At 53.8% G+C, this 12,454-nt stretch carries 11 protein-coding genes; 4 read left to right on the plus strand and 7 right to left on the minus strand.

Annotated elements, in window-relative coordinates; translation table 11 throughout:
* Nucleotides 1–6: 6 nt before the first annotated feature.
* Entirely contained in the window at nt 7–1,515 is a 1,509-nt protein-coding gene (putP, locus tag SK39_RS02935; RefSeq protein WP_032936247.1) for a sodium/proline symporter PutP, read from the minus strand.
* Between the two features lie 422 nt (nt 1,516–1,937).
* Here putP and putA point away from each other — a divergent pair, with 422 nt between their 5' ends.
* Both putA and SK39_RS02950 read left to right on the plus strand, forming a co-directional pair.
* Nucleotides 1,938–5,900: a trifunctional transcriptional regulator/proline dehydrogenase/L-glutamate gamma-semialdehyde dehydrogenase gene (gene putA, locus SK39_RS02945; RefSeq protein WP_048216635.1), complete on the plus strand. Its 3,963-nt coding sequence runs from the start codon at nt 1,938–1,940 to the stop codon at nt 5,898–5,900.
* A gap of 59 nt (nt 5,901–5,959) precedes the next feature.
* The gene (locus tag SK39_RS02950; protein WP_032936250.1) at nt 5,960–6,355 is read left to right on the plus strand and encodes a lysozyme inhibitor LprI family protein; all 396 of its coding nucleotides are present in this window, start codon (nt 5,960–5,962) and stop codon (nt 6,353–6,355) included.
* On the opposite strand, the gene rutR is transcribed toward SK39_RS02950, so the two are convergent.
* The 3 genes from rutR to SK39_RS02965 all read right to left on the minus strand — a co-directional run bounded on the left by rutR (nt 6,352) and on the right by SK39_RS02965 (nt 8,298).
* On the minus strand, nt 6,352–6,990 hold the full coding sequence (gene rutR, locus SK39_RS02955) for an HTH-type transcriptional regulator RutR (RefSeq protein WP_032936252.1): 639 nt from the start codon (nt 6,988–6,990) through the stop codon (nt 6,352–6,354). The genes SK39_RS02950 and rutR overlap by 4 nt on opposite strands.
* Nucleotides 6,991–7,048: 58 nt before the next feature.
* Entirely contained in the window at nt 7,049–7,963 is a 915-nt protein-coding gene (locus SK39_RS02960) for a DMT family transporter (RefSeq protein WP_032936254.1), read from the minus strand.
* A 161-nt stretch (nt 7,964–8,124) separates the two neighbouring features.
* Nucleotides 8,125–8,298 carry a con-10 family general stress protein gene (locus SK39_RS02965; RefSeq protein WP_003036022.1) on the minus strand — a complete coding sequence of 58 codons (174 nt, stop codon included), beginning with the start codon at nt 8,296–8,298 and terminating at the stop codon, nt 8,125–8,127.
* A gap of 386 nt (nt 8,299–8,684) precedes the next feature.
* Between SK39_RS02965 and wrbA the strand changes: the two genes are divergently transcribed.
* Nucleotides 8,685–9,281, plus strand: a complete 597-nt coding sequence (gene wrbA, locus SK39_RS02970) for an NAD(P)H:quinone oxidoreductase (protein ID WP_003832057.1) — start codon at nt 8,685–8,687, stop codon at nt 9,279–9,281.
* A 20-nt stretch (nt 9,282–9,301) separates the two neighbouring features.
* Nucleotides 9,302–9,529: a YccJ family protein gene (locus SK39_RS02975; RefSeq protein WP_003036015.1), complete on the plus strand. Its 228-nt coding sequence runs from the start codon at nt 9,302–9,304 to the stop codon at nt 9,527–9,529.
* A gap of 37 nt (nt 9,530–9,566) precedes the next feature.
* On the opposite strand, the gene agp is transcribed toward SK39_RS02975, so the two are convergent.
* The 3 genes from agp to SK39_RS02990 form a co-directional block, all read right to left on the minus strand.
* Nucleotides 9,567–10,808: a bifunctional glucose-1-phosphatase/inositol phosphatase gene (gene agp, locus SK39_RS02980; RefSeq protein ID WP_003836813.1), complete on the minus strand. Its 1,242-nt coding sequence runs from the start codon at nt 10,806–10,808 to the stop codon at nt 9,567–9,569.
* A gap of 87 nt (nt 10,809–10,895) precedes the next feature.
* Nucleotides 10,896–11,603, minus strand: a complete 708-nt coding sequence (locus SK39_RS02985; RefSeq protein ID WP_048216636.1) for an ArsR/SmtB family transcription factor — start codon at nt 11,601–11,603, stop codon at nt 10,896–10,898.
* Nucleotides 11,604–11,672: 69 nt separating this feature from the next.
* Nucleotides 11,673–12,428 (minus strand): sulfite exporter TauE/SafE family protein, encoded by a 756-nt coding sequence (locus SK39_RS02990; protein WP_048216637.1) that lies wholly within the window; start codon nt 12,426–12,428, stop codon nt 11,673–11,675.
* Nucleotides 12,429–12,454 lie beyond the last annotated feature (26 nt).

Genomic DNA, 12,454 nt, shown 5'->3' on the forward strand with positions numbered 1-12,454 from the left:
GATAAATTATTCTGCCTGTAAACGCGATGGCGGAGCTGAGTGATAATGCGCGTCAGCCTCGGCAAAACGTTGCTGCATAGCAGTTGAAGGTGCTTTACCCAACAGGCTGAAGACCACAATACCGATGCTGCCGAAAACAAAGCCCGGGATAATTTCATACAGACCCAGCCAGGCGAACTGCTTCCAGACGATTACCGTCACCGCACCGATGATCATCCCTGCCAGCGCGCCGTTGCGGGTCATACGCGACCACATTACGGAGAACAGGACTACCGGACCAAACGCCGCGCCGAAGCCGGCCCAGGCATAGCTTACCAGACCAAGTACGCGGTTCTCCGGATTCGCCGCCAGCGCGATGGACACCAACGCCACGACCAGCACCATGATGCGGCCAATCCATACCAGCTCTTTCTGGCTGGCATTTTTACGCAGGAACGCTTTGTACAAATCTTCGGTGATTGCGCTGGAGCACACCAGCAACTGGCAGCTCAGAGTCGACATAACCGCAGCGAGGATCGCAGACAGCAGAATACCGGCAATCCATGGGTTAAACAGTATTTGCGCCAGTTCAATAAACACACGCTCGGCGTTCTGGTTAACGGCACCGGCAAGCTGTGGGTTGTTGTTAAAGTAAGCAATACCAAAGAAGCCTACGGCCACGGCACCTGCCAGACACAGGATCATCCAGGTCATGCTGATACGGCGAGCATGAACGATGCTATGGTGGGAATCTGCCGCCATAAAGCGCGCCAGAATATGCGGCTGGCCAAAGTAACCCAGACCCCAGCCCATCAGGGAAATGATGGCAACAAAATTCAACCCTTTGAACATGTCCACGTTCTCAATGCTCTTTTGTTTAATCACTTCCAGCGAATCTTCAAATCCACCTACGCCAATAATGACCATTACCGGCGTCAGGATGAGAGCAAAGATCATCAGGCTGGCCTGGACGGTATCCGTCCAGCTTACCGCCAGAAAACCACCAATAAAGGTATAAATGATCGTCGCGGCCGCGCCCGCCCACAGCGCTGTTTCGTAGCTCATGCCAAAGGTGCTTTCAAACAGACGCGCCCCTGCCACAATCCCTGAAGCACAATAGATGGTGAAAAACAGCAGAATAACCAACGCGGAGATAATACGCAGAATTCGGCTTTTATCTTCAAAGCGACCGGTAAAGTAATCCGGTAACGTCAGCGCATTGTTATTGTATTCGGTATGTACGCGTAAACGTCCGGCCACCAACTTCCAGTTGATCCATGCGCCCAAAATAAGGCCGATGGCGATCCAGCTTTCTGAAATGCCCGACAGGAAAATCGCGCCAGGCAAACCCATCAGCAACCAGCCGCTCATGTCAGATGCCCCGGCGGATAACGCGGTCACGAATGGACCCAGACTGCGTCCACCAAGAATGTAATCGTCAAAGTTTTTGGTTGAACGCCATGCAATAAACCCTATCAATATCATGCCGAAAATATAGACACAGAATGTCACTAACATCGGTGTGCTAATAGCCATCAAAACTCTCCAAAATTATGTATCAGCAATGCCGTGGCTTGCCGTTTTATTACCCTGCCGGAACGTGGCAAAGATATCTATGTTTACCAGGGCGACCGTATCCTGCCGGAAGCGATGGTTATTCACAATCGATTTAACACATCATTTACATCAAATTTGATCCAGAGTAGATAGCATTTTTCTGTAGGTTGCACTCTCTCACACTTTTTACGGTTGCACCTTTTAAAAGTGTTAACTACCGCAGAGAAAAAGATTCGGCAATTATTACAGCCTCTTTCATAACGCTCATATTTATTAACATTTCATTCATTTCCAAGCTTGCAAACCAAGTCACATTTAACACGGTTGCACAAAGTTGCAACATAGTGGATATTTCCCGGTAACTATCAGACCCGTATTTCAGTACAACAGGAGTAAACGGCATGGGAACCACCACGATGGGGGTTAAGCTGGATGACGCCACTCGCGAGCGTATTAAAACAGCAGCATCACGAATCGATCGCACGCCACATTGGCTGATCAAACAAGCCATCTTTAATTATCTCGAAAGACTGGAAAACGACGACGCGCTTCCTGAACTACCGTCCCTGCTGGCGGGTGCCGCGAATGAGGGTGAGGAGTCAACCACGCCGCAGAATGAAGCGCATCAGCCTTTCCTGGAATTTGCCGAACAGATCCTGCCGCAGTCAGTTTCCCGCGCAGCAATCACCGCCGCGTACCGCCGCGCCGAAACCGACGCAGTGCCGATGCTGATGGAGCAGGCTCGTCTGCCGCAACCCATCGCTGAGCAAGCGCACAAGCTGGCGTACAGCCTGGCCGACAAACTGCGTAACCAGAAGACCGCCAGCGGCCGCGCCGGGATGGTACAAGGTTTATTGCAGGAATTCTCCCTTTCTTCACAGGAAGGCGTCGCGCTGATGTGTCTGGCGGAAGCCTTGCTGCGTATTCCTGATAAGGCAACCCGCGATGCGTTAATCCGCGACAAAATCAGCAACGGCAACTGGCAGTCGCACATTGGACGCAGTCCGTCACTTTTCGTCAACGCAGCGACCTGGGGGCTGTTGTTTACCGGTCGTCTGGTTTCTACGCATAATGAAGCCAGCCTTTCACGCTCACTCAACCGTATTATCGGCAAGAGCGGTGAACCACTGGTGCGTAAAGGCGTCGACATGGCAATGCGCTTGATGGGCGAGCAGTTCGTCACCGGAGAGACTATCGCCGAAGCGCTGGCTAACGCGCGTAAACTGGAAGAAAAAGGTTTCCGCTACTCTTATGACATGCTGGGCGAAGCGGCTCTAACCGCCGCTGATGCCCAGGCTTATATGGTTTCGTACCAACAGGCAATCCACGCCATTGGTAAAGCCTCAAATGGTCGCGGCATCTATGAAGGGCCGGGCATTTCTATCAAGCTGTCGGCGTTGCATCCGCGTTATAGCCGCGCGCAGTATGACCGCGTGATGGATGAACTCTATCCGCGTCTGAAGTCGCTTACTCTGCTGGCCCGCCAGTACGACATCGGTATCAATATCGATGCTGAAGAGGCAGACCGACTGGAGATCTCCCTCGATCTGCTGGAAAAACTGTGTTTTGAACCTGAACTGGCGGGCTGGAACGGTATCGGCTTTGTTATTCAAGCCTACCAGAAGCGCTGCCCGTATGTTATCGACTACCTGATTGACCTCGCCACGCGCAGCCGCCGTCGCCTGATGATCCGCCTGGTTAAGGGCGCCTACTGGGATAGCGAAATCAAACGTGCGCAAATGGACGGTCTGGAAGGTTATCCGGTCTATACCCGTAAGGTGTACACCGACGTTTCCTATCTGGCCTGTGCGAAAAAACTGCTTGCGGTACCGAATCTGATCTACCCGCAGTTCGCCACCCACAACGCCCATACGTTGGCGGCGATTTATCAGTTAGCCGGTCAAAACTACTATCCGGGTCAGTACGAGTTCCAGTGCCTGCACGGTATGGGCGAACCGCTATATGAGCAGGTCACCGGTAAAGTTGCCGATGGCAAACTGAACCGTCCATGCCGCATTTATGCACCGGTAGGCACGCATGAAACGCTGCTTGCGTATCTGGTGCGTCGTCTGCTGGAAAACGGCGCCAACACTTCATTCGTCAACCGCATTGCAGACACTACCCTGCCGCTGGATGAACTGGTAGCCTGCCCGGTCGAAGCCGTTGAAAAACTGGCGCAGCAGGAAGGCCAGGCTGGTCTGCCACATCCGAAGATTGCCCTGCCGCGTGACCTGTACGGTAAAGACCGCGAAAACTCAGGCGGACTGGATTTAGCTAACGAACATCGTCTGGCCTCGCTGTCCTCCGCCCTGCTCAACAGCGCGCTGCAAAAATGGCACGCTAAGCCAATACTCGAACATCCGGTTGCTGACGGTGAAATGACGCCAGTCGTCAACCCGGCCGAACCGAAAGACATTGTCGGTTACGTGCGTGAAGCGACTCACAGCGAAGTGGAACAGGCATTGCAGAACGCAGTAAATAACGCGCCGATCTGGTTCGCCACACCGCCACAAGAGCGCGCCGCTATTTTGCATCGCGCCGCCGTTCTAATGGAAGGCCAGATGCAGCAATTGATTGGCATTCTGGTGCGCGAAGCAGGTAAAACCTTCAGTAACGCCATTGCGGAAGTGCGCGAAGCGGTAGATTTCCTGCACTATTATGCCGGTCAGGTCCGCGATGACTTCGATAATGAAACCCATCGTCCGTTAGGGCCGGTAGTCTGTATCAGCCCCTGGAACTTCCCGCTGGCTATTTTCTCAGGGCAGATTGCCGCCGCGCTGGCGGCGGGCAACAGCGTGCTGGCAAAACCCGCGGAACAAACCCCGCTGATTGCCGCCCAGGGTATTGCCATTTTACTCGAAGCAGGTGTACCGCCAGGCGTGGTGCAACTGTTGCCTGGTCAGGGCGAAACGGTCGGGGCGCATCTCACTTCCGATGAGCGCGTACGCGGCGTCATGTTTACTGGCTCAACGGAAGTTGCCACGCTGTTGCAACGCAATATCGCGACCCGCCTGGATACTCAGGGACGTCCAATCCCGCTTATCGCCGAAACCGGCGGGATGAACGCCATGATCGTCGACTCCTCCGCACTGACGGAACAGGTGGTGGTCGACGTCCTGGCTTCTGCCTTTGACAGCGCCGGGCAGCGCTGCTCTGCGCTTCGCGTCCTGTGTCTGCAGGACGATGTAGCCGACCATACGCTGAAAATGCTGCGCGGCGCGATGGCGGAATGCCGCATGGGTAACCCGGGCCGCCTGACCACCGATATTGGACCGGTTATCGATGAAGAAGCCAAAGCCAATATTGAGCGCCATATTCAGGCCATGCGCGCCAAAGGGCGTCCGGTGTTCCAGGCCGTGCGCGAAAATAGCGACGATGCGCGGGAATGGCAAACCGGTACCTTTATCGCCCCGACGCTTATTGAGCTGGAAAGCTTCGATGAATTACAAAAAGAGGTGTTTGGTCCGGTACTGCACGTCGTGCGTTACACCCGTAATAATCTGGGCAGCCTGATTGAGCAAATTAATGCCTCCGGCTACGGTCTGACGCTGGGCGTACACACCCGTATCGATGAAACCATCGCCCAGGTCACGGGCTCAGCACATGTGGGGAACCTGTATGTTAACCGCAATATGGTCGGCGCCGTCGTCGGAGTGCAGCCATTCGGTGGCGAAGGCTTGTCAGGAACCGGGCCAAAAGCGGGTGGGCCGCTGTATCTGTACCGCCTGCTGGCAAACCGTCCGGAAAATGCGTTAGGCATTACCCTTGCCCGCCAGGATGCAGACTACCCGGTCGATGCGCAGCTTAAAGCCGCACTGGTTCAACCGCTGGAAGCGCTCAGCGAATGGGCAACCGACCGTCCAGCACTGCGTGCGCTCTGCCAGCAGTTTGGCGAACTGGCGCAGGCCGGAACGCAACGCCTGCTGCCAGGACCCACCGGCGAGCGCAATACCTGGACGCTGTTGCCGCGCGAACGCGTTCTATGTATCGCCGATGATGAACAGGACGCACTGGTACAGGTTGCCGCTGTAACTTCCGTTGGTAGCTTAATCCTGTGGCCAGATGATACGTTCCATCGCGACCTGGCAAAACGCCTGCCAGCAACGGTCTCCGGGCGCATTCAGTTTGCCAAAGCGGACAACATCGCCACGCAGCCGTTTGATGCCGTTATTTTCCACGGCGATTCCGATCAGCTTCGCGCACTGTGTGAAGCAGTGGCGGCCCGCGAAGGGGCGATTGTGTCGGTCCAGGGCTTTGCCCGTGGCGAGAGCAATATTCTGCTGGAGAGGCTGTACATTGAACGCTCCCTGAGCGTCAATACCGCCGCAGCCGGGGGGAATGCCAGCCTGATGACAATCGGCTAAGGTTGTGGTTAATTAAGGCTCCGGTAACGGGGCCTTTTTTTATGAAGCCAGAGGGAAGCATGAAACGAATCGTACTGACATGTGCAGCGCTGCTGCTGAGCGGCCAGGCGCTGGCGGATGACTGCGCCAACGCGAACACACAGATTGAGATGAACACCTGTGCGGCAGAGCAGTATAAGGCGGCCGACGCCAAACTTAATGAAACTTATCAGAATGCGCTGAAGCGCGCCGCTCCAACCCAGCGCGATTTACTGAAAAAAGCGCAAATATCCTGGATAACTTTGCGCGATGCAGACTGTGCGTTAATCAGTTCCGGCACCGAAGGCGGCAGCGTTCAGGCGATGATTTCCAGCCAGTGCCTGACGGATAAGACCAACGAGCGCGAGGCGTTTCTCGCCTCGCTCTTGCAGTGTGAAGAAGGCGATTTAAGCTGCCCACTACCACCGGCCAGTTAACGCACGCGGATCCCTTCAATAATCATCCGCTGTACGCTCTCGACCGTTTGGTTAAAAAAGGCTTCATCACGCAGCGTTGCGCCTGTCACCGCCTCTACCTGTGGGGCAAAGTCGGCGTAGTGCTGAGTTGAAGCCCAAATCATAAAAATCAGATGATGCGGATCGACCGGAGCCAGTTTTTCGCTTTTGATCCAACCGGCAATCAGCGCGGATTTCTCATCAATTAGCGTTTTGAGATCCCCCTCCAATTCTGCCATCAATAAAGGCGCTCCGGCCAGCATCTCCATACAAAACAGCCGTGATGCCTGAGGGTAATCGCGCGACACTTCCAGCTTAAGGCGAATGTATTCTTTAATGGCCACCAGCGGCGCAAAGTCTTCGCGAAAAGCTTTCAATGGAGCCAGCCAGATGTCGAGGATCTGCCGTAAAACGGCAATATAAAGCACCTCTTTTGACGGGTAGTAATAAAGTAAATTGGTTTTTGACACGCCAGCCTGTTCTGCCACCTGTTCCAGGCGCGTGCCGTGGATCCCATATTGGGAGAAGATATTTAATGCCGCGGTTAATATGGCCTGGCGTTTTGCACTGACGGCCTGCGAACGCTTACCTGTTTTTTTCTCTGCGCGTTGGACCATGCGCCCTCTCCTTCTTGTGAGGGCGTCAGCATACCAAATCACGCGGTGAATGGTTAAATTAAAGCGATTCCGGAGGCGCCTCTTGCGGCTGCGCTTTTTTCTTTTTGAACTTCAGCTCGCTGACCAGCACGCCAACAATAATGAATGCCGCACCAAGCAATGCAAGTAGCGGTAAGCGTTCACCCGCCAGACGGCCAAAGATTCCCGCCCACACTGGCTCACCGGTATAAATAACCGTCGCGCGCGTCGGCGAAACGCTACGCTGCGCCCAGTTCATGGTGACCTGAATAATCGCGCTGAAAATCCCCAGCCCCAGCGCCACCACCAGCAATCCGGTAGACATTGGCGGTACGGTCTCTCCGGCTGGTCCCATCGCAATAAACGCCACTATTGAAGCCGTTGCCAGTTGCACTACCGTTACCCGCCGTACATCCACTTTTCCCGCCCACGCGCTAATCAGGATAATTTCTGCTGCAATCGCCACCGCACCGGCGAGCGTGATCCACTCACCTTCGCCTAAAGCCAGTAAATTGCCTCCCGGTCCGGCAAGAAAAATCAATCCGATAAAGGCCAGTACAATACCGACGCACGGCATCAGTCCAGGCATGCGCCCCAGACACAGCCATTGTAAAAGCGGTACCAACGGAACGTACATCGCGGTAATAAACGCCGATTTACTGCTGGGAATAAACTGTAGCCCCCAGGTTTGCAGGCTATAACCCAGCGCAATGGCGATACCGATTGCAACCCCTGCTTTGACTTCCAGCCATGTCAGCTTATGCAGTGTGTGTAACGACAAAAGCGCGACCGCCAGCGCGGCAGTGGCAAAACGCACACCGACAAAGAAAAAAGGCCCGCTCAGGGTAACGGCATATTGCACCGCCAGAAACGTGCCACCCCAGAACATGGTGATCACAATGAGGATCGCTTCCTGAGGTTTAACAGAAAAGGAATAACGAGAGAGTAATGACATGAGACACCCGATTAACTGAATGTCATTAGTCTGCGTTGCGTTTTGTTACAGTTCAACCTTGCAGACAAAAAAAACCGCCGGAAGGATCCGGCGGCGGTGGCTACGTAACGTCTGTCTCTGACGCTCAGGCGTCACGACATATCTGACAGATAGCCCGACAATTACGATTTGTTGTTGCCGTGGCTATTTTTGCCCCCTTTTTTGCCTGCCTCTGAAGCGCGTTGCGGGTCATTCTTAAAGTTGCCCCCGCTGTGCTGGCCACCTTTTCGACCTGCTTCTGATGCTCTTTCGCGGTCTTCCGCAAAGTTGCCGGAACCGCCCCGATGGTTTGCCATTACTGACCTCCGTCATTGATTAGACATCATATTGCATAGGTACTGAGGAGTGATACCTCACGCAGCGTTACGGGCGAGGCCCTGAAAATAACTGCGTGGGATTAAGCATAGTGAAGCGTGGACTGGGCAGACGCTAACTGTAATATCCTGCAACAGGATCAGGAGTGCCAAAGAAATAATCACCTTAAGAAATCAATAAGTCTTTCTTATGACTACCGAATTCAACCCAGTTAAATATGTATCATTTTGCTACAAAGCAGGTTGTTATAAAAATTGTTATAAATCAAAGAAGTGATTGTGAAATTTGCACTCCTGACAGTACGTCATATCTTTAAAGGTAGGTAGCGAGTCGCTACGGACACGGTTAACTCGAGGAGTAGTGTAAAATGGCAAAAGTTCTGGTGCTTTATTATTCCATGTACGGACACATTGAAACTATGGCCCATGCAGTCGCAGAAGGCGCAAATAAGGTAGATGGCGCGGAAGTGATTATTAAGCGCGTACCAGAGACCATGCAGCCTGAGATTTTCCTTAAGGCTGGCGGCAAAACACAAAACGCACCAGTCGCAACCCCGCAAGAACTGGCTGATTACGACGCCATCATTTTTGGAACCCCCACGCGCTTTGGCAATATGTCCGGTCAGATGCGTACCTTCCTCGACCAGACTGGCGGGTTGTGGGCCTCTGGTGGTCTGTACGGCAAACTCGCCAGCGTATTCAGCTCAACGGGAACCGGCGGCGGTCAGGAACAAACCATTACCTCAACCTGGACTACGCTTGCCCACCATGGGATGGTGATTGTGCCTATCGGTTACGCGGCGCAAGAGCTGTTTGATGTCTCTCAAGTTCGCGGCGGTACCCCTTACGGTGCAACCACCATTGCCGGAGGCGACGGCTCCCGCCAGCCAAGTCAGGAAGAATTATCTATCGCCCGCTATCAGGGTGAATATGTCGCAGGTCTGGCAGTAAAACTCAACGGCTAATCTTCAACAGGAGGATTCGAATGCCAACTCAAGAAGCGAAAGCCCATCGCGTCGGCGAATGGGCAAGTCTGCGCAATACATCGCCGGAAATAGCCGAAGCCATTTTTGAAGTCGCACATTATGACGAGAAACTGGCGGAAAAAATTTGGGAAGAAGGTAGCGATGAGGTACTCATCAAAGCCTTTGAAAAAACAGACAAAGATTCGCTCTTTTGGGGTGAACAGACTATCGAACGTAAAAACGTCTAGCGCTCAGACTCCCCCGCGAACACGGGGGAGTTTTCTTTTATTTAGCCGCCTCATTCAGCACGCTGTCGAACTTATCTATCGGGCAAAAACCATCCGCATCTATCGGACATCCTTTCAGCTCAAGCGTTACGCGCTGCGCTGGGGATTTCAGCGTCAGAACGTCTGCATTACGCAACTGCAGCGAGCTCTGATATACATACTCGATTTTCATCAGATCACGATTTGCGTTGCTGTCATGCCAGCGCTGGAAGACAATCTTCCCGCCAATCGGCGTACGCTCGTTCTGATCGTGAAGCTGGTATGGTTTGAAATCCAGCGCGGTGAGCAGCGAAGCGATGTTTGAGTCATGTCCCACCAGCACGGTTATTTTCGGTGCTTTCGCGCGTTCCGTAACCAGCGCATTATCAATATATTTCACCAGAGGTTTGGCGACGTTCTGCGCCACTTCCGGGGAGGTGAACAGGCTGTCCTGATAGCCATTTTTTAGCTTCGACAGAACCTTCCACTGCTGATCCGATTTAATCTCCCCCCAGGCAACCTTGTCCATCGGGAAGCCTTCGTAATACTGCAGCGTGAAGGCATCGACCAGCGAATTCCCCACCTTCAGCGGCCCCGATACGCCTGGCTCCTGCTGGTATTTCGCGCTGAACGTATCTTTGGCATCGGTCAGGGAACACTGCTGTTTTTCTTTACAGGATGGAGAGTCTTTGTAGTCGGTCATTTGCTCAAGCAACTGATAGCTATCGTTGAGCTGCATTTTACTACGCTCTTTCTCCATGGCCTGAACGGCCTGCTGGCTGAAGGTGGCGGAATCATCGGTGATCACCGGATTAAAGGTGGGATCCATGGTGCCCATTTTTTCCTGATGATGGACCGGAACATCGCAACCAGGGAAAGCGCCGGTGACAAAGAACTGCGCCGTAGCAACAGTGCGCTGCAGGCTGTTAGCATAGGTATAAACCGTATCCGGTGCCGGACATTCGCCCGATTTCACCATCCCCTGCTCTGCCAGCCACTCTCGCATGTAGTGACCCATATAGATTTCCAGCACACCGCCTTTGGTGGTGAGTTGTCCGCCGGGGACATCCCACTCTGGCCATTGCTTGGGGGTGGACTGTTCAAGAACGCTGCCATTATTGGCTAAAGGTGCACGTAAGTTATGCCGACTCATCATCAATACTTGTTGAAGCTGATACCCTTCCGGCGCGGTCTGCGCCTGCGCGGCGGTTGACAATAATACAGCCCCTGCCACGGCTGCGGCGATTAACGATTTATTCATCCCTACGACCTCTTGTTGTTATCAATCACAACAGAGTGTGACAGAAATATGACATATTTCCGGGAACGCTTTCGCAAAACAGACCATCTAGCGTGTCGTTTTAACACCAAACTCGGTTTCGAGTTTACGAATGCCAAGAGGTGTGAAGATGACGTGGCGGCTGCCCTGTTCGGTTTTTATCCATCGCTGTTCACTGAACCAGCGCAGCAGCGTTGCGCCAAGCACACCACCAGGATGATAACGTCGCTCGCTCCAGTCCAGACAACCGCAGGTTAACTTCCGCCGGGATGAACCCGCCGCCAGGACAATCCCCATCTGGGCCAGCTTTTCCTGGCCAGGAGGAGTCAGCGTTTCACCATCCGGCGTTAACCACTGACGGGAAACCAACGTATCAAACAACCTCACCGCGACCTCTCCGGCGAGATGGTCGTAGCAGGTGCGGGCATGCCGCAAACCTGGCGGCGTTGTGATTCTCCGGGGCGTTGATGTCGCCCACGCAACGCCCATCAGGCGTTCCAGCAGTTCAGCGATATCGGAACCTGCAAGGCGAAAATAACGATGTCTGCCCTGCGCAAGCGCCACAACAAAGCGTTGTTCGCACAGACGCGCCAGATGCGCGCTGGCGGTCGACGCGGATATATCCGCCACCGCGCTGAGCTCAGTTGCAGTCCAGGCGCGGCCATCCATCAGGGCGCACAGCATACGCGAGCGCGATTTATCGGCCATCACTGCCGCAGAGAGTGCCATTTTCGACTCCAGATCGCCCTCTTCTTCATGTAACATCACGGATGCCATAACGACCTCATTGCCCCTGAATCTTTGAATTAACGATGCCATGAAAGTCGCGCAAAGTCACCGAACCGGTCACACAGCACGCAGCATCATCTCTGTACCCAACCCGACCAGACAAAACAGAAAACAGCGTTTAAACACGAGCGGAGAAATAACCCTTCGCACACGGGTTCCTATCCACTGACCAATAAGTGCAGGAACAATGGCCAAAGCCGACAAGCTTAAAGATTGTACGGGCAGCGCGTTGTGCCACCACAGACCCAGCGCCAATGCCAGGGTCGAAAAGGTAAAAGAGATCCCGAGCGCCTGTACCAGTTCATCTTTCTCAAAGCCCAGGGACTGGATCCAGGGTACGGCGGGTATCACAAACACCCCGGTTCCGCCGGTCAATAAGCCGGTCACAAATCCAATAACGAGGGAGTACGGTTTTTCACGCTGCGGGGCCACCGTGATTTTCTTTCCCGCCAGCGTCCAGATAGCGTAGGCCACCAGCGCCACGCCGAGCGCAAACTGAGTTCGGGTGGTGTCATCCCCGGTAATCCAGGCGCTGGCAAGCAGAGTCGCCACTACCACTGTCAGCAGCATTGACCACAGTCGTTTGAGCAATTGACGCGTATTTCCGCCTGCGCCAAACTGAAACAGATTACTGATCAGCGAAGGCAACAGCAGCATGGCCGCCGCCGCAACCGGTGAAATAAGCGATCCGAGGATCCCCATTGCCACGGTAGGTAACCCCATACCCGTAACGCCTTTCACCATCCCGGCGAGGACAAATGTGGCGGCAATCATCATCACCAGGGAGGATTCAAATGCGTATACATTGGCCATTCTTTATTTTCCCACAAAAAAAGATA

Source organism: Citrobacter sp. BIDMC107 (assembly GCF_001037575.1).
Classification (GTDB): domain Bacteria; phylum Pseudomonadota; class Gammaproteobacteria; order Enterobacterales; family Enterobacteriaceae; genus Citrobacter; species Citrobacter freundii.